Annotated in this window: 22 protein-coding genes, 2 tRNA genes and 1 pseudogene; 6 read left to right on the forward strand and 19 right to left on the reverse strand. The window is 35.5% G+C overall.

Annotated elements, in window-relative coordinates:
* Window position 1 precedes the first annotated feature (1 nt).
* A complete protein-coding gene (gene cdvB1/B2, locus SACI_RS02185; RefSeq protein WP_011277365.1) occupies window positions 2–646 on the reverse strand; it encodes a cell division protein CdvB1/B2 in 645 nt (214 codons plus the stop codon).
* A 75-nt stretch (window positions 647–721) separates the two neighbouring features.
* On the opposite strand from cdvB1/B2, the gene alaXM reads away from it, so the two are divergent.
* Window positions 722–1,426 (forward strand): alanyl-tRNA editing protein AlaXM, encoded by a 705-nt coding sequence (alaXM, locus tag SACI_RS02190; RefSeq protein ID WP_015385432.1) that lies wholly within the window; start codon window positions 722–724, stop codon window positions 1,424–1,426.
* Window positions 1,427–1,505: 79 nt separating this feature from the next.
* Here alaXM and SACI_RS02195 read toward each other — a convergent pair whose 3' ends face one another.
* The 3 genes from SACI_RS02195 to SACI_RS02205 are packed head-to-tail and all read right to left on the reverse strand — an operon-like array spanning window position 1,506 to window position 3,534.
* Complete coding sequence (locus SACI_RS02195; protein ID WP_011277366.1) at window positions 1,506–1,937, reverse strand: GtrA family protein; 432 nt, start codon at window positions 1,935–1,937, stop codon at window positions 1,506–1,508.
* Between the two features lie 59 nt (window positions 1,938–1,996).
* A complete protein-coding gene (locus SACI_RS02200; protein ID WP_011277367.1) occupies window positions 1,997–2,950 on the reverse strand; it encodes an aminotransferase class I/II-fold pyridoxal phosphate-dependent enzyme in 954 nt (317 codons plus the stop codon).
* Window positions 2,947–3,534, reverse strand: coding sequence for a helix-turn-helix domain-containing protein (locus SACI_RS02205; protein ID WP_015385827.1), 588 nt, complete (start codon window positions 3,532–3,534; stop codon window positions 2,947–2,949). The genes SACI_RS02200 and SACI_RS02205 overlap by 4 nt, the downstream gene beginning before the upstream one ends.
* A gap of 63 nt (window positions 3,535–3,597) precedes the next feature.
* Between SACI_RS02205 and SACI_RS02210 the strand changes: the two genes are divergently transcribed.
* Window positions 3,598–3,912: a 4Fe-4S dicluster domain-containing protein gene (locus SACI_RS02210; protein WP_011277369.1), complete on the forward strand. Its 315-nt coding sequence runs from the start codon at window positions 3,598–3,600 to the stop codon at window positions 3,910–3,912.
* Window positions 3,913–4,161: 249 nt separating this feature from the next.
* Here the strand turns inward: SACI_RS02210 and SACI_RS02215 are convergent.
* Window positions 4,162–4,236, reverse strand: a tRNA-His gene (locus SACI_RS02215).
* A 39-nt stretch (window positions 4,237–4,275) separates the two neighbouring features.
* Window positions 4,276–5,505: a bifunctional phosphopantothenoylcysteine decarboxylase/phosphopantothenate--cysteine ligase CoaBC gene (coaBC, locus tag SACI_RS02220; RefSeq protein WP_011277370.1), complete on the reverse strand. Its 1,230-nt coding sequence runs from the start codon at window positions 5,503–5,505 to the stop codon at window positions 4,276–4,278.
* Between the two features lie 43 nt (window positions 5,506–5,548).
* Here coaBC and rimI point away from each other — a divergent pair, with 43 nt between their 5' ends.
* Window positions 5,549–6,055 carry a ribosomal protein S18-alanine N-acetyltransferase gene (rimI, locus tag SACI_RS02225; protein WP_011277371.1) on the forward strand — a complete coding sequence of 169 codons (507 nt, stop codon included), beginning with the start codon at window positions 5,549–5,551 and terminating at the stop codon, window positions 6,053–6,055.
* Here rimI and SACI_RS02230 read toward each other — a convergent pair.
* The 8 genes from SACI_RS02230 to SACI_RS02265 form a co-directional block, all read right to left on the reverse strand.
* Window positions 6,035–6,499, reverse strand: coding sequence for a hypothetical protein (locus SACI_RS02230; protein ID WP_011277372.1), 465 nt, complete (start codon window positions 6,497–6,499; stop codon window positions 6,035–6,037). The genes rimI and SACI_RS02230 overlap by 21 nt on opposite strands.
* Window positions 6,462–7,334 carry a triphosphoribosyl-dephospho-CoA synthase gene (locus tag SACI_RS02235; protein WP_011277373.1) on the reverse strand — a complete coding sequence of 291 codons (873 nt, stop codon included), beginning with the start codon at window positions 7,332–7,334 and terminating at the stop codon, window positions 6,462–6,464. The genes SACI_RS02230 and SACI_RS02235 overlap by 38 nt, the downstream gene beginning before the upstream one ends.
* The gene (locus SACI_RS02240) at window positions 7,303–8,217 is read right to left on the reverse strand and encodes a nucleotidyltransferase (protein ID WP_011277374.1); all 915 of its coding nucleotides are present in this window, start codon (window positions 8,215–8,217) and stop codon (window positions 7,303–7,305) included. The genes SACI_RS02235 and SACI_RS02240 overlap by 32 nt, the downstream gene beginning before the upstream one ends.
* Window positions 8,184–9,086: a DUF1464 family protein gene (locus SACI_RS02245; RefSeq protein ID WP_011277375.1), complete on the reverse strand. Its 903-nt coding sequence runs from the start codon at window positions 9,084–9,086 to the stop codon at window positions 8,184–8,186. Before SACI_RS02245 ends, SACI_RS02240 begins: the two co-directional genes overlap by 34 nt.
* Entirely contained in the window at window positions 9,083–9,598 is a 516-nt protein-coding gene (locus tag SACI_RS02250) for a hypothetical protein (RefSeq protein WP_230937883.1), read from the reverse strand. The genes SACI_RS02245 and SACI_RS02250 overlap by 4 nt, the downstream gene beginning before the upstream one ends.
* 49 nt (window positions 9,599–9,647) lie before the next feature.
* Window positions 9,648–10,304 (reverse strand): hypothetical protein, encoded by a 657-nt coding sequence (locus SACI_RS02255; RefSeq protein WP_011277377.1) that lies wholly within the window; start codon window positions 10,302–10,304, stop codon window positions 9,648–9,650.
* Window positions 10,305–10,598: 294 nt separating this feature from the next.
* Window positions 10,599–10,967 (reverse strand): type II toxin-antitoxin system VapC family toxin, encoded by a 369-nt coding sequence (locus SACI_RS02260; protein WP_011277378.1) that lies wholly within the window; start codon window positions 10,965–10,967, stop codon window positions 10,599–10,601.
* The gene (locus SACI_RS02265) at window positions 10,954–11,202 is read right to left on the reverse strand and encodes an antitoxin VapB family protein (protein WP_011277379.1); all 249 of its coding nucleotides are present in this window, start codon (window positions 11,200–11,202) and stop codon (window positions 10,954–10,956) included. The genes SACI_RS02260 and SACI_RS02265 overlap by 14 nt, the downstream gene beginning before the upstream one ends.
* 412 nt (window positions 11,203–11,614) lie before the next feature.
* On the opposite strand from SACI_RS02265, the gene SACI_RS02270 reads away from it, so the two are divergent.
* Window positions 11,615–11,705, forward strand: a tRNA-Glu gene (locus SACI_RS02270).
* 84 nt (window positions 11,706–11,789) lie between these two features.
* On the opposite strand, the pseudogene SACI_RS12400 reads toward SACI_RS02270, so the two are convergent.
* Window positions 11,790–11,882 (reverse strand): annotated as a pseudogene (locus SACI_RS12400) (integrase); the annotation flags it as partial.
* Between the two features lie 295 nt (window positions 11,883–12,177).
* Here SACI_RS12400 and SACI_RS02275 point away from each other — a divergent pair.
* A complete protein-coding gene (locus tag SACI_RS02275) occupies window positions 12,178–14,112 on the forward strand; it encodes an ATP-binding protein (protein WP_011277380.1) in 1,935 nt (644 codons plus the stop codon).
* Between the two features lie 14 nt (window positions 14,113–14,126).
* Entirely contained in the window at window positions 14,127–15,494 is a 1,368-nt protein-coding gene (locus tag SACI_RS02280) for a hypothetical protein (protein WP_011277381.1), read from the forward strand.
* Window positions 15,495–15,516: 22 nt separating this feature from the next.
* Here SACI_RS02280 and SACI_RS02285 read toward each other — a convergent pair whose 3' ends face one another.
* The 4 genes from SACI_RS02285 to SACI_RS02300 all read right to left on the reverse strand — a co-directional run bounded on the left by SACI_RS02285 (window position 15,517) and on the right by SACI_RS02300 (window position 17,567).
* Window positions 15,517–16,443, reverse strand: coding sequence for a phosphoadenosine phosphosulfate reductase family protein (locus tag SACI_RS02285; protein WP_011277382.1), 927 nt, complete (start codon window positions 16,441–16,443; stop codon window positions 15,517–15,519).
* Window position 16,444: 1 nt separating this feature from the next.
* Window positions 16,445–17,098, reverse strand: coding sequence for a nuclease (locus tag SACI_RS02290; protein WP_011277383.1), 654 nt, complete (start codon window positions 17,096–17,098; stop codon window positions 16,445–16,447).
* A 128-nt stretch (window positions 17,099–17,226) separates the two neighbouring features.
* Window positions 17,227–17,436 (reverse strand): hypothetical protein, encoded by a 210-nt coding sequence (locus tag SACI_RS02295; RefSeq protein ID WP_015385435.1) that lies wholly within the window; start codon window positions 17,434–17,436, stop codon window positions 17,227–17,229.
* Window positions 17,418–17,567: a ribbon-helix-helix protein, CopG family gene (locus SACI_RS02300; protein WP_011277384.1), complete on the reverse strand. Its 150-nt coding sequence runs from the start codon at window positions 17,565–17,567 to the stop codon at window positions 17,418–17,420. Before SACI_RS02300 ends, SACI_RS02295 begins: the two co-directional genes overlap by 19 nt.
* Window positions 17,568–17,572 lie beyond the last annotated feature (5 nt).

A 17,572-nucleotide genomic window follows, 5' to 3' on the forward strand; every position in this document is an offset into this window, starting at 1 on the left:
ATTAGCTCTTTTGTTGCTGTGTAATTCCTGCAGCAGGTAGAGATGGGAATTTCTCCTTCATCCTCTGTTCTGCAACTACAGAAGCTTCCTCTAATATCTGTCTTGCCTCTGGTGAATAGGTTGCACTTATACCACTTACACCGCTGAATTCACCAGCTTCAATTACTATTTCTTGTAAACCTTCACCTAGTTCACCTAACTCTATAGACAGTTCGGGCATTACGCCTTTCAACGAAGTCTTTAACTCATTAATTACACCCATTACGGGTATCAAGTTAGCAAATATATCACCAAGCTCAGTTACAGTCTCTAGCCTTAAAGAGACTTGCTCCAATGCTATCTGGGTTGTCAATAATTGTTTTGTGATCTTCCTTATTTCTGCTAATTCGTTAGCGTACATTGCTGCCCTTGACTGGTCTTTACTCATCTGTGACTCTACAACTCTCTCAAATAATACTTTATCTCTCTCCTGCATTCTTCCTATATAAACGTCAAGTCTACTAACCATGGATCTTACTCTATACTGAGCCTGAACAAGCCTGTACTTGAGAGGATCTTTACTCTTGGGAATCTTTACTTTTTGATTCCCCTCCCATATCTTTTGGAACTCTTTGCTTATCATGGTCAATATATATATTGCGGTCATACCTCTTATAAAACAGAAGGTGCGATATTATACTACTAAAAATTAATATAAAAGAGAAGAAGTAGAATAAAGTCAATGAATCAAAAAATATATCTTTCTGATTGCTACGTAAAAGAATTCAGTGCAAAAATACTGAAAATCAGTCCTCAGGGAGTAGTTCTAGATAAAACTGCTTTCTATCCTGGAGGTGGAGGAGTAGAAAATGATATGGGATATTTTGTAATAGATGACAAAAAATATAAAGTAACATCTGTTAGAGAAATAGATGATGAAATATACCACGAAGTCGAGAATTCACAAGAGTTAAAAGAAGGACAGGAAATTAAGGGAGAGATTGACTGGGGAAGGCGTTATAGAATGATGAGATTACACACAGCGTCACACGTTGTCGCATCCATAGCCTTTACTAAGTATAACTCCAGGATTACCGGAGGCAATATTTCTCCTGAATATGCAAAGGACGATTTTGATATAGATGATAAAAATAAGTTAATAGAGATAATAAATGAAGCGAATCAGGTAATTAAGAAAAATATTCCGGTCAAAATTTACTTTCTAAAGCGGGACGAGGCAATGAAAATTCCTGGAATAGTGAAATTAGCCGAGAGAATGCCCCCAAATGTAGATACTTGGAGGATAGTAGAAATAGAGGGAATAGATATTCAAGCTGATGGAGGACCCCATGTCTCAAACACAAAAGAAATAGGTGAAATTAAAATTATCAAAGTCGAGAATAGAGGGAAAGGCAGAAAACGAATATACTATACTGTTTCACCTTAGGTATTTAGTACGTTAACATTTTTTGAATTATAGTTACAATGAAGTGCTCCAACTGTTCTTCGATCAAGAAGCTCAAAGTTTAGCCCCAAACATACTTGAGGCTTAAAATAAATCTTACTCCAAAACCCCCTACAATACCAATGAAATTTATTGCTGCAAGATAAATTGATGAAAGTTTCAGTGAGGAAAAAAACAGTAAAAACAGTAATTCAGTTAAATTTGAGTAATTCACAAATAAGATCACTAATCCTATAACTATGACATATTGTACTGCTCCACCTACAAGCGAAGATACATGAAATCTCAGTAACCTACCACCAATACTACCAACTCGGCTATCCCTGAAAGTCCATATATCATTTAGAATGAAATTTGAGAGTATAGAGAATTCTATGGCAAGTGCAAGACCAACAGTAAGAGGTAAATAGTCACGGAGTAGTAGCAACACTCCCTCATTAACAATAACACCTAGTGCACCTACTAGTGAATATTTCAGGAACCTCCCGAACATACGATAATAAAATGAACCCTGTGTTATTAAATTTTCTCACAAGTATTTTTAACCCTTATTTATTGAATACTTACTAAATCATATATCTTTTTGAATAGAACATTAGTGTTATGTTTTACAGCTACCCTCCCATAAAATTCATTTAGCCCTTTAAATCCCTCTGAATCCCTTATTTGATAACCCAATGGTCTTAGCATCTGATTAACCCTCGTGGCAGGTATAGGAAATTTAACCAAAACGAATGGTGCTACCGTTTTGTATATTTTAAAAGGGGAAGATAAACCAGATATTAGACTACTTAGATGATCCTTACTCTTTCTAAAGAAATCCCTAACTTCCTTCGCATGAAGATTAGAAAATACATAATAGGCTATACTATTTAGCCTCCAAGGTGGAGATTTATCTTCAAGCTCCTTAGATCTCTTACCTATTGTAAAACCTATCCTTAGACCTGGTATTGCTAAAGACTTGGTAAAGGACGAAATAAAAAGTAAATTATCAAACTCACTTGCTAAATCATAGTTAGGTTCAATTAAACTAATATCGGCAAAGGACTCGTCTAGGATAAGTTTGCCCCCATTGGATAGGAAGTCAATTATCTTTTCTCTCTCTACAAAAGATCCAGTAGGATTCACAGGATTGCTTGTAATTACACAGCTACCCTCCAAAGAGTAAATAAAAATATCGTCTGACTCCATTGCGTAATAACTTCCTGCCCTTTTGTACTCAGAATAATTAGGCTCTGGTACATTGCATGGTTCCAACAACGAAATTACTTCTGATGCTCCGTTAAAAATTCCCACAAGTGAAATGTCAACGTTATAAAGATCAGCAATGAACTCCTTTATATCTCTCAGTTGCAAAGGCGGATAATACGAATACACTTTATTCATTAATGCGTCTCTTATGAGTTCATCGATGAATTCTGGTGTACCTAGAGGATTCAGATTAACACTGAAATCATCTATCTTAAGTGGTCTTCCATGAACCCATTCTACGCCACCATGTCTCATAAGTCTCTCTCCCTTAGAAATGCCTCAATTATATTTCTCTCTGCCCTTCTAATAATTTCAGCAAGTGTAGATGTACTAATGTTTAATTTCTTTGATAACTCATTCAGCCTAATTCTTCTGGGAAAGTCAAAGTACCCTAACTCTAGTGCGATCTTCAGAATTTGCTCCTGTCTTCCTGTAATTATTGAAGATGGTTTAGCCTTTAGAACCTTGAGAATTTTAACGTCTATCTTACTATCGATAAAGTCTCTTAACAATTTTCTTAATTCTGTGTATCCGTTAAGAACTACAACCCATACGACAGAGTCATTACTTACTGTCCCATTAATTATAGAGTAATTACCTAAGACTCTTATAACTCCACTAGATCTTACTTTGATGATTCCCATATAAGTATCCTTAGATACCTTTGAAAAGGACTCCTTATATGTATCTGGAAGGTTCCCCTTGAGTTCTATTAAAAGTCTGAATGTAGAGAAATTTTCCTCAGGTTTGATATCTAGAATCGTAAAGGAATTTCTTGTCCAATCCATATTTGTTATCCATTCATCAAGAGGAGTAAGAAGCGTTACGTATAATAGCATCCCGAATAGTTTAGGGGCGACAAATATTTTAAACTATCTGCTAGTATAATATTGGGGATTAGAATGGGTATAGATCCGAATTATAGAACAAGTAAGCCAGTAGTAGGTGACCATTCAGGTCACAAGATTTATGGACCAGTGGAATCCCCTAAGGTGTTGGGTGTACATGGAACTATAGTAGGGGTAGACTTCGATCTATGTATAGCAGACGGTTCATGTATAACTGCGTGCCCTGTGAATGTGTTTCAATGGTATGAGACACCAGGTCATCCCGCATCTGAGAAAAAAGCAGATCCAGTTAATGAACAAGCCTGTATATTCTGTATGGCATGTGTAAACGTTTGCCCAGTAGCAGCAATAGATGTGAAGCCTCCTTAAGAAGTTAAGAATTTTATTTTTCCAACCTTATTTTAATATTAAAATTTCTAGAATTGTCTTGAATTAAGCTATAGGCTTATATCGAGAATTATAAACAAAAATAGAAGACAAAGAGCTATATTTTATACACACAATTTGTTAAATCACATTAATCTAGATATAACATCCTTTCTTATTTTTCTAGTTCTAGAATATTAGACATAAAATCGGCAATTAGTGATGTCACTCTAGTTAAAAATACATAAAAAGGGCTCGGGCCGGGACTTGAACCCGGGACCTATGGGTCCACAGCCCATCGCTCTAACCAGGCTGAGCTACCCGAGCCAAACTACAAGACAATAGATTCATGCAAAGAATTTAAACTTAAACCTTTCTACTTACTTCGTATTTAACGATATCTAACAATTCTCTAGCTATAATTGTCTTATAGTTCTTTTCTAGCTTCCTAACGAAAGAATTTCCTATAACTATTACCTCATTATATTCTGAGGAAAAGCCTATGTCCTTTCTCTTCACGTTATTTGCAACTATTATATCAAATTTATGCCTTTCTTTTTTCATCTTTGCCTTCTCGATCAGCTCCTCATCACTATTTACGGTTTCAGCAGAAAATCCCACTAGTAGTGGGCGATAGATTGACAATTTTGAGGAAATTTTAGGAGTCGTCTCTAATTCAACTTTAGGAACTTCTGAATGGCTATCTATTTTACTTGAAGCAGTATTCTTGGGCTTAAAATCAGCTGGTGCACCGGCTAATATAACTATACCATATTTCTCATCTCTAACCAATTTTTCTACATTTTCAGCCATCTCTTGCGTAGTATCAACCCTGATTCTTTTAGTGTATGGCTTAACGCTTGAGGATAATGGACCGTGAACTAAGATAACGTCTGCGCCCCTAAAATAGGCTTCATTAGCTATCGACACACCCATAGTACCACTACTTGAATTTGAAATAAACCTGACCGGGTCAATGTATTCTCTAGTTGGACCGGCAGTCACCACTATTTTATATCCTTTAAGATCTTTTCCCCTGAGAAGAAAAGATGTGATATAACTAGAGAGATATTCAATATCTGGGTAATGAGCCACATCCCTGGTAATCTCTGGGCTAATTATTTCAATGCCCTGTTTGACAAGTTTTTCTATATTCTCTTTAAACTGAGGAGCCTCATACATTGTCAGGTGCATTGCAGGTACCAAAATAACAGGTTTCTTAATTCCAACAAAGTTCAGTGCAGTCAATGTTATAGAAGTGTCCGCTATTCCGTTGGCTAATTTAGAAATTGTATTAGCTGTAGATGGTGCTATAACTAGTGCATCGTATTCTTCAGCAAGTTCAACATGTTCTATTTCTCCTCCTACACTTACTACAGGCTCTTCCCCTGTAGCCCAATGGAACATCATGGGATTAATCAATCTAATTGAATCCTTACTCATTATGACTCTAACATTTGCTCCCCTTCTCATCAATGCTCTGACTAAATCGAGACTTTTGTAAATGGATACACTAGCTGTTACACCAACCAATATCTTTTTATTTAGTAATTCTCTAGAAACCTCTCCTATAATTTTTTTCGATGGGTGTACCATATGACCAAATATAAATTTAAGTGATCACTAAAAACCTTATATTATGGAAATAACCGAGGATAGTAAGAGGAAAATCAATTATCAAATCAGGCTTGCGACATTATCAGACATAGACCAAATAATTAGGATAAATAGATCTGCACTACCCGAAAATTATCCATATTATTTTTTTGTTGAACATTTAAAGGAATATGGACAGGCATTTTATGTAGCTGACCTAGAAGGTGAAGTTGTTGGTTATGTCATGCCGAGAATAGAATGGGGATTTAGTAATCTTAAACACATTCCGTCTCTAGTTAGAAAAGGTCATATAGTGTCTATTGCTGTTCTTGAACCCTTCAGAAAGATAGGTGTCGGCACATCACTTTTACAAAACTCTCTCAAAGCCATGAAAGATACATATAATGCTGAGGAAGTATATCTAGAAGTAAGAGTTACAAACTATCCTGCAATATCACTGTACAAGAAATTCAATTTCAGAGAAGTTAAACTCCTTAAACACTATTATGCAGACGGAGAAGATGCATACTTAATGGCTGCTCCTCTTTAAAATAATCTCGTTCATATTAGAATCGTAAATAACATAGTACCCTTTTTCTCCGCTTCCAATAGATACTATTTTAGTTAAACCTAGATTGTATATCTTCTGAACTTCAGAATGACCATGAAATACAATCTTTGGGCTATTTGTGAGTATTTGGTTTCTAACTATCAACGATCCATACTCTAATCTAGGAGGAAAATGTGTAATAGTTATATTCGAAAAGTTAGTACTAAAAGTAAGGAAAGAAGACTCTATTAATTTACCTGTATTTTTCAAATACTTCATTGTAGTTATGTTGTCCATCTCCCCTAAAATACCATAAAAATCTCTTAAAAATTGTGGACACTCCACGTCACCTAAACCAACAACATAGTCCACATTCAAACTGTTTATTTTCTCTATCAGGGAATTTTCACACGGAAGTCTGGTTATAAGTGCCATTATCGCCATAAAGAACACCCAGTTCGTGAATAGCTATACCTACTGCAACTATATCTGCCGTAGAGCCAGGATTATATCCCCTAGAGACCAAATATTCATCTAAAATACTCACCAATTTTTCATTACTCAAACATTGGCAAGCCAGTTTTGATACTTCCATTGCTATTCTTCCACCGTTTCTCCTAAATATTAACCCATCTGGTAATTCACATAAAACCTTTAAAAATCCCAATAGAATCCCTCTATCATACCCCTCCTGCTCAACAAGTTTTGCAACCCATAGAGAATATTTGTAGCCATCCAACATATTTCTAACTGCACTATCAAAGGCTGATATCTTGAGAATTTCAAATAGGGAAAGATTATCATCTTGCTCTCTATAATCATATGCCCTATCTAATTTACCCAAATAGCTTGGTTGCAATGTTTCCAGAGTCATCTTAAAATACCTAGATTCAATACTATCCAATGACCTAATTAGCTGTGTTGCTCTAAAAATAAGTTGACCAATGGAGTCAGCTGAAGAGGAAGAATATGCTAAGGGTAGAAGTTGCATAGCAGTACCTAATATGGAAAAATTAACTTGCAGTGTTTTACTAATTTTAGCCATCATGTACAAAAGATCATACAATGGCTTTTCCTGTGAGCTACCCCTTATACAAGCGGTTTTATAATAATTTGTTGAAAGTAATGCAGACTGTACAAGGTCCGAGAACTTGACACCTTTAATATCTCTTGTTCTTGAAGCGTTTCCAGGTTTGTAATATGATGCTTCTAAGACAGTGGCGTTAGAAAGGATAAATGCTACTTTCTCACAATATTCTCCTAACTCTCCCTCCAACATTTCTATCGCCCACTATTACTTGACTGGAATTTTCACATTTCACAAGTAAGCCATCAACTTCTATTTTTCTCGAGGAGTATAATAGATAAGAATATATGCCCTCATATGAAACTAAATTGTCTACTTTTTCATCGCCTTCCACATGATACAGACTCACTTTAGAAGGGTAAAATAATGCTTTACAATCAGGTTCTATTTCAGCCTTAATTTTAACTCTTTTATGAGTAGGAATGCACACATCTTCACAATATCTTTGAGGTTTATCATCTACAAATAAAATAGAATATTTTACGTTATTGTAATATTTGCCCCTAATTTTTCTAGTATATAATTTTTTAACTAAGTCTAATTCTAAGCCGTAATTCTTACTGGTTTCATAGATCCATTCCTCATCGTCATTGAAACCTTCAAAACTCTCAATCACATTCAATGATTCTTTGCATCCATATATTACGATATCTAGATCAGAGAGTTCATGATAGGTGTTTGTAAGTAAACTGCCAGAGACTCCTAACCTAGATGTATGAATGTACTGAATTATTTCGAGGAGTGTAAGCTCTTGCTTACTCTGTGAGGGATGCTTTATTATTTCCCTTATTTTCTCTTCAGGCTTGAGGTGATTAGAAATTGCTGATTTTCTTAGTACGGGAAAGCTAACACCATAACAGCACTCATGGATAAACTCCTGCTTTACTTTTAGGACGTTATGAATCCCATAATATTTTAAAGCTCTCTCATATCCTTTCCATAATCCCTTACCAGTAAAAACGTACTTTAATATCGCGTAAATATATCCAAAGGGATTAATATTACTGTACACGTAGTATATGTTGTTATCCCTGTCTAGTACTAGATCCTTGTCAAGGAAATAATCTCTTCCCATCCCTTTAGCCTCACATGTGATAATGGAGTACCTGCACTTTTAAGGAAATCTATATATTTCCTGTAGATTCCACCATAGAGAGAATTTGCTATATAAGCTGAACCTATGGCTGATTCTTTGAAAGGGAAAGAAAATTTCTTACCAAAATCTACATCCCACTTTCTCCTGCCAGAAACTATTATTGGGAGATCATATTTAGATGAATACCATTCAGAAATTATCCTGATTATTTCTACTCCTCTTTCCCAGTTACCTCCTGAATAAATTGTCTCCTTAGAAATTTTAGCGTACTTGCATAATAAGTATGCAATTTCTCCATCTAAGAAACCAGCAGAGGAGAAACCAGGTAGTATAGTCCCACCAAACCCATCTGTAATCTCGCCATTTTGAACTACCAGTATAGAGGAGAAATTAGAACCAATTTCTACTAGCACAAAATTATCGTACATTGTCCTGTAAAAAAACGCTGAGGCTACCTTATCTGCTGTTCCCATATCTATTACGTTTATCTTTCTATACACGGGTACTGAGTCTAGCTCTATTACTCCTGGAATTGTGAACCCATTGAAAATATATGCTTTTGAGGATCTTATAAAGTTCCTTAAGTGTCCCTCTTTCTCAGGGTCAGCAAGTGTTAATAGAAAAATTTCCTTTTCAGAGAGATCGGTAATTTTCTTAAACGGTAAGCCATGACCCGATGGCATTGCAACGGCTACAGGTCTTTCGTCTAACAAATATCTAAGTAAAGAATAAGAAGCTTGCTTCACTAGGTCTGTAGGTATCTCAATTTTCCTGGAAATATTTCCGGTTTCGGTTACAGATATGGCTTCATAAGTCCTACTCCCGGGGTCAATTCCAGTAAAAATCATGATACTTCTTGTATTTTTACCACCAACACGTCCTTAATAATCCTTAGTTTCAAATTAAGTTCCGATGCCACAATGTTAAATAGTTGTTCAAAATATTTTGCTTGCTCTTCACTGTTAAACATCACATTAACCAGCTCAGGGTCTTTACCATGAAGATTTAGGAAAACCACCTTACCATCTAGCAGTTTCGCTATAATATTAAGTATAAAGATGAATTCTGGTCTCTTTGAATCTACAATTCCCTCCGATTTAAGGTAATTGGAAATACTAATTCCTATTAACTTAGGATCATATTTCTGGAACTCTATTTTTATAAAATCCCTGATGATAACATAAAATTTAATCTCTTCCATGAAGAAATTCATATTATCTATTCCTATTTTTTCGTAAACTTTCTCCAATAGATCAATTGAATAGTTAGTAAGTTCATAAATAGATTTACCTGTAACTGTTGATAAATTTCTAATAAATTGATATTTCTCGTCAGACATAAAGCAAGGTCGTCTACCCATTATATACATTACGGTTAATTCAATTATAAAAGATTTATCAATATAGAACTTATATTCTTTTTACTACTATCTTAATCAATTGTTCACTAGCAGATTTACCAATTATCTCAAAATTTAATTGGTAGAAAAAGCTTTCTAAAGCATCTAATAATATATCATTCAAGTCCTTCGTCGCCCCCTGAATACTTATAGCCAAATCAAAGTTTGAACCATTTTTTGACACAATAACAATGGGATTGAGCCTAGATATGTAAGGACCAAATTTTATAATAGTTTCTAAATCCTTCTCAGTTTCTATAACGTAATTCATGTTCTTTAGTATCCTCGAGTAGTTAAGAATCGACAGCTTCATCGATTGATGTATATAATCTCTCAACTGTTGGTTACTCTTCAATAACTCATTTACAGAAGTCAAAGGTATTGGAATATTACCGCCTGGTGCATTTTCAGACGTGTAGGAAAAGTAAACTAAGGATATGAAATTAAACACTTCCGCGTCCTTAGATATTTTTAGAATGTCTACTACGTTCCATAAAATTTCCTCTAGTCCTTCTTTCCACCTATCCTCTGCCCTAAAATTTCCATCCAAAGAAGTTGATCTAATAATCATCAATCTCAATAACTCAGATCTCAAAGTATCTATCAATTCCTCTGATAACGGAACAACTTTCTTACTCTTTTTTCTCTCTTCCGCTCTCTTTACCACAAAAATAGATTCGGGTTATGATATATATGTTCTCTATCAGTGGCTGCCCACAAAATTAGATGTCACTAATCCATTCGGCTCTTTGTCATCATCAAGCATATATCATCACAAAATTATTTAAATTAAACCTAGTAGGCAGAACAAACTAAAATTACCTGATAAATTCGAAGTTCCCATACTTAATTAAGATAATGATTGATACAAATTGTAACAACACTATAATGTAGAAGAAAACCTACATTTGAATACTTATACGACTATTACGTAAGAAATACTACTATCGAATACATAATACTATAATGTTATAATATTTATTCCAATAATTTTCTTTATATCCTCAAAGTCTTTATCATAGGTTATCAAAACCTCATTATTAGACTTGACAATAGAAGCTATTAGAACATCGATATCTTCCTTTATTTTGCCCCGTGAAGCGAGTTCTCGATATATATCTGATGCAATTGAAGCTTCTCTAGCTGTGAAAGGATATATAACCATTTTTTCAATATGCTCTCTAACCTTATATCCAAACTTAGATCTTAGAATCTCATAGACGTTAAATACCGTTGTAGCTATCGTATCTTCGAACTCCTCAACTACTTTAAATGTGTTTTTGTCTCCTCTCATTACTCTTATTATCACATTGGAGTCAAGTATCACCATTTTCAACAGCCCTAAACCTAAAACTCTTTCTGATATTCAGTGTCTCACTAGCCATCTCCGTAGCCTCCTCTTCATTAAGAATTCCAAACATTTGGAGTAAAACATCCTTATTCCCCTTTCTATTCTTGTTATAGAACTCAATTAGCTCATTTATAGTTTCACTGAATGACCTACCCTTCTTTAATTTCGATAATTTATCATAAACATCATCTGATATTGTAATGACTTTAGGCATAAATATATTTATGCATGCATACATATATTAGCTTTCGCCTAAAGTAAACTACGGCCACTCTACTGTGTAGCAACAAAATTCTCTACTAGAGAGGGATTAATAGCAATACATATTTATCAACGTATTTATGAGAAAAGTTTTAGAGCTTATTATTACCTGACTTCCTCTCCCGCCTTGAAAGGCGAGGCTTTCCTCATCTTGTAAACAGGCTAAAGGAAGCCTTTGCTCGATATACTGGTTAGAACTATTTCAGATCATTAAACGTCAATCTTAATTGGTAGTTTAAGAGTCGAATTTATTAATGAAATGTTTGGCCTACAATAAATTTATGAAGAGAATGTACAACTTATTTATATCCAAACCTTTAACATAGCTTTAAATATCCCTTCTGAAATTTTATGATTTAGATTACGCCGCGGTAGTATAGCCCGGTCAAGTGTAATGCGCCGATAGTATGCGGGCCTTTCGAGCCCGTGACCCGGGTTCAAATCCCGGCCGCGGCACTTTAAGGTTATGAGGTTTCCCCCTAATACCCCCATATACGTTTCTATGATCTTTTCTAAAGGACCTATGTAATTGTGCCTTTCCTTACCATCTTGGCCCTTCTCTATATTATAGACATAATACTTTCCCTTAATCTCTTTAATATAGAATTTAGAACTAATGTAAAAGTTAGGCATCCTATTACGATATTTTTCACCAAAATTTATAAGCTATTCTAACTAGAGGATCTTCTCTAGAATTGAAACAACACGTAAAGGATTCCTCGTTAGTAATACTAATAAAATGGTATTATCAACATTACAATTTTTATTAAGTTAACTGGGGAGTTAATTGAAAAATTTGTGTATAGTAGATGAGCCTCATTTTATGAAGAATGGAGGAGGCTGCATTTTGGTGTTACCACAATATTGCATGTAAAAAATTAATTGTAGGTTTTGACTAAGGATAATAGAAGGGGGTAAGAGGAAGACTATGTCTGCTAAAAATGATTCGGAAAGTAGGGTAAATAAAAGTTTCGATTCAACTCAACAACCTAACATATCCGAACAAGCTGGAAGTATTGCGCCTCAGCAAACTTCTGATTCATCTGCACCTCAGCAAGCTCAACAGAGTAATATTCCTTCACAGCCTTCTAATCAAGCCTCAGTTCAACAGGTGAGCCAGTCTCAACAACAAACTTACTATATCGGAAAGGTCATAATTTCAAAAGATACTCCAGCGAAACATAACGAGTTTTGGGTATGGACAAAATCCCATATAGACATTGAGGTAGGCTCATCCTTCGTAATAGTTGAGGATCCTTCAGCTAGCAATAGAAAATATATTGTGGGTTTAGTAGTTGACTCAATGACAATGTCTACTTCTGAGAACGGTATTGCAGAATATTTTAGTAGTGGAGTTGGGGAACCTTTAATTAACCCGCCCATTGAACCAAGAGTGATTACTTTTTATAAGGTCAGAGTCATAAGTAGGGAACCTTCTATAACTAAACCAGCAGAATCTAGAATGTTAGTGAGATTAGCTAGTCAAAATGACATAGATAGATTAAATTCCATCATAAAGCCTGAATATAGAGTTTTAGCAGGGTTTTTATACAATTTCACTAATCCATTAGATTCAAACAGCTGGATACCTATTTACTTTGACTCAACTTATCTTGCGGGTAAGCAAGGGGCTCATGTTATGATAACAGGTAAAACAGGCTTAGCTACCAAAACCAGCTACGCGTTATTTTTAATACCTAATTTCCTACAACATGCCAAAATGAATAATAAAAGAGTCGCGGCAGTTCTTTTCAACGTAAAACAATGCGACCTATTTAACTTACACAATCTATTATTGTATAAAGATTGGGACTCATTATATAGTACAATCAAAAATTTGTTCGGTAATAGAACTGATCTTGCTGAATATAATATTGGAATGTGGAAAAGAATCAAAGAATTATATAATTTAAGTAAACCCAGTGATCTTATTCCAAAGGATTCCAGTGGAAGACCTATGTTATATTATTATACTTATGCTGGTGATAATATATGCAGTTCTCAAATCTCTAATGCTGCGAATATACTTTTACAACAAACAATTCCGACTTATTCCTATGGCCTAATGGACTTAGGAATACCTGAATTAATTACCGCTCTTTCGAACGGAAAATACGATACTATGAGTGAGCCACAAAGGGTCGCTATAAGTCTTTTAGCTAGGAAGGTAATTCCAGAATTGAAAGAAGAAATAAGCTTTGATAAATTATTAAATGATGCAAACAAGCAGCGTAGTATTTTTATGAAACTACTTACTAATAATGTAGATGAACGCACTGTTCCCGTTATAATAAGGTATCTAATAGATTTTGTAGGAACAAACAGAAATATAGGATTAGAATTACAAAATGCTCATGGAAACCCAATAAAAGATACGAATATTCATGAAGGTATTAACATAATTCAGTTAAATGGCTTGTCCGACACAATGCAAAATATAGTGTTCAGCTCGGTACTGCGAACTTTAATGAACATTCAACAAGATCAAAATAATAATAGAAGATTCGACTATATCATCGTATTTGTAGATGAACTAAACAAGTTCGCTCCTAAAAGAGGCGAATCGCCTATTAAAGATCTTATAGTTGATATCGCAGCAAGAGCTAGAAGTCTAAATATAGGTTTGATCGGAGCGCAGCAGTTTGCGTCACGGATAGAAACACAGGTATATGGAAATGCGTCGACTTATGTAGTAGGAAATACAGATGCAGCAGAACTTAAAGAAGATGAATACAAAGCATTTTCAGACTTTAAGGACATGATTTACCAATTACAGAAAGGCCAAATGGTCATTTATCAGCCGTCAACCTTTATCTCACCTATTAAGATAAGGTTTCCAGTAATTCCCTATGATGTAAGCTAACATTAGGTGAAAGAATGAGTGAGAATGAAAACGATCTGAAAGAATGGTTAAAGGGAAACCAAAGTGTTAAGCTCTCAGTTCAAGGATTTTCGGATGATGATCCCGAAGAAGAGATAGTAGGTACCGAAAACGTATCTTTAGATGACAGCGACTCCTTAAATCTTCAAATTCAGCTAAAATATCCTCTACCTCAAGCGACTAATAATGATCTAATATTTATCGATGGTACTAGTAGATATAGAGTGATAGGAAGTTTTAAGGCTAATAATGTCTTAGTTCCTATCGTATTCGGGAATATTATCGCGGGTGCAATGAGATTAGATGCTGGAAATAAAACATTAAGACCCTTAAAAGTGAAAATATTAAAAGTTGTTCTCTTCCCTAAGAAGACTATAGAAGACTACCAGTCAGCTATAATACCGCTACCGCCCAATATACCGATAATAGAAGATAATAGTTCTACGAAGTTCATGAATTTTAGTAATAATCTTGTTGATACATTTATACGAATTTCAGATATATCATATACACTTGGTGAAAATGAAAGCGGACAACACAGACAACTAATTTATAGAGAAGATTTGATTTCATCAGGGAAGATAAGACAAGTCGCCAGAAATAGAGTTAAAGAATTAATGAGGGTCTTAGAGTTATCATTATTATATGAATTAAGGCAGCTTTACAAAGACAGCCTAATTTTAATGGACGGTCCTATAGGTCCTTTAATTAAGTATGCTGGACTCGTAGATATTTATCTTAGAGAAGTAGTGAGGTTAAGAGATAATGACTCTAATAATATAGAGAAGGCATATGATCTGCTTCATAATGTTATAGGTGTAGTTAAGAAGGTGGTCAAAGTTCCTGTATCATTAATTGATGCTATTTCTAGTGGTAATTTGCCTAAAATATATAGATGGAATAAAGTTATAGACGATGGTATAGACGCCGAAGGGAAGGAAGACTCCTATTTAACTAGTTATATACTTAGTGCTTTTTTAAAACTAAGAGAAGAGTTACAAAACGAGAACTTTCCCGCGTTCTCAAATTTATCTGGATTAATAAGAGTCGATATTCCTTTAGCATCTATCATAGATAAAAGTGAGTGGATTAGTTTCTTCAGCTACACTCAAATAAAGGATAGCGATGATAAGGGGAATATTATACTTACTGATTATGGTAGGCAAAAAATATACGACTTAGTTGTAAAAGGTGGCAAAAAACTAGAGGAGCTATTAAATATAGTATACAGTTTCAAATATCCGATACCAAGCTCCTCCCCATACAGAAATTTAGTAGAACTTTATCCAATAAAGGAAGTAGAAGACTGGATGAAATCTCATTTAATGAGCAAATATGAGATGGCATCATATGTATATTCTTAACCTCCCGTTTGTCCCCACACTGTCATTCTTCTATCACTTTTTCTAACTTCTCTCTCAGTTCTTTGGTATCATAGCCGAAAGCCTCAGGCTCTTTTTCTAATACCCCTATGAAAACTTTAGCAACCTCTTTCCTCCCCTCCTCATTTAAGCTTCTTGGTTTTCCATTTTTATCGATTATCCTATACCTAAGATCTCTGCTGATGTCCATTATCATCTTCCTCGCCTCCTTTAAGGTATCACTTACTGGCATTTTGTCGTTTTTGACTACAGTGCAGACCCAACAGCCAAACCTAACGTCAGTGGTTAACGCACAACCACAACCGTCATTGTCTTCTTTCACTTCATATAAGTTCAGTAAATAGTCGAATTCCCTACCGTCCCACCTCCTCTCGCTACGTAGGTACCTAAACACGTCCTCAGTAGTCCAGTCGAGTATGGGCATAATAATCGGATTACCTAACCTTATTATTTTTTCATGCTTTCCGTTATACGCAGTCTGTTTAGCCCTTTCACTACTTTCCGTCATCCTTACACCAGAAAGTTGGACAAATTTTCCCAATTGCTCCATAAACCTCTTCATCGGTCTTAGCTTCAGTCTTTCCATGCACCACCTAAACCTGTGAGATGGTGCAGGATAGCCTCTTTCGACCATCATTGAGATGAAATCCTCTATGGGAGTTAATCTAATAGGCTTAACATTAGGATAAACCTTTAAGCTCTCTAAAGCGTCTAAAGCCTCTTTTCTCAAGATCGGGTGCTCTAGCAAAGTGTCTGCGTAAACTACGTACAGCGTCTTAATCATAGCACCTCTTTCCATAGCTTTCAGAGTTAAACTTAGAACTGTAGTAGAATCCTTTCCTCCACTAAAACCTAATTCCCATGGTAAGTTTGATAATTCTTCGCTAGCATTAATAATAAGTTCAATTGCCTCCTCTACTCTTGTTTCCATATTATTTACACCTCACCCTTGCAAGATATTCTACGAACGATTGATAATACCCCTTTATTATAACTCTGAGTTCAGTGATATTTTTCCAAAACTTGACAGGTATGATATAGTACTGACTTTTCGCACCATATTCGTACTCATTTAATCTAATCTTATTCTGCCCATAGAGATTAAGGATAGAGAGTGCTACGATTAATTTCAATTTATCTTCTCTATCGTTATAGTGGATAAAAATTGTTCTTCCCAACACATCAAATTCTTGCGCAACCCAAACTTTGGTAGATAATACTGCATAGATAGGTTCACCATATCTTTGCTCTGACTGTTCTTCAGTCCATGAAGATCCTGTTGTGTCAATAAACAGCCCAGGCCAGTATCTGTCTTCCCCGTTCTCTTTATAGTGATAATAAATCGTGAAGTCGTATTTGTCTAAGACGTCTTTGTAGTAGTCGTGATTAATAACGCTCGTCAGCGTACCTATACCAGTCCTCCTAAGGTAAATATTATCTGGAATTAGGCCCTTTTCCTTCCACTGTTTTAACTTAATGTGAAGTAGCCCGTAGATTAGGTACTCCCTACCTAGGTGCTCGTTTGGGACCTCAAAGCCGTCAAAGTTAGAGTTGGCCCAGTACCTTTGCTTGAAATCAGTTGACATTCCTTTCAGCCTCCTTGAAGTAGATGCACTTCGAGTATGAGGTAAGGCAGTAGATCAGTTGTGGTATGTAGCTCGGGTTAGCCTCGCTCAGGCACCACACTCTTGTCTGGTCCAGGAACGGGCAGACTTCACTCTTGTCTTTCATTTAGCTCAGCCTCCAGCTCATTCAACAAAGATGAGATTTCTGATACGACGCGCTTTGCCTTCTGGACCTTCCTATAGCCCTCCGCCCTTTGTTTCAGCCTTAAGTCTAGCTTAGCGTCCTTTGCCAGTCTCTGGAGTAGCAGTATCTGGTCTTCTAGTTCCAATAGCAAATCATTTAGGTCCACTTGCTCCATCCTTCCTCAGCCTCCAAGAACTTCTGCAGAGCCTCCCTTATTATTTCGCTCCTTGAGACCCTCTTGTTAATGGCGTACAAGTCTAGCTTACTGACCAAATCTTCCTCCGCCTTAAAATTGATCACTCGCATGGTCC

Origin of the sequence: Sulfolobus acidocaldarius DSM 639 (genome assembly GCF_000012285.1) — an archaeon.
GTDB classification, from domain to species: domain Archaea; phylum Thermoproteota; class Thermoprotei_A; order Sulfolobales; family Sulfolobaceae; genus Sulfolobus; species Sulfolobus acidocaldarius.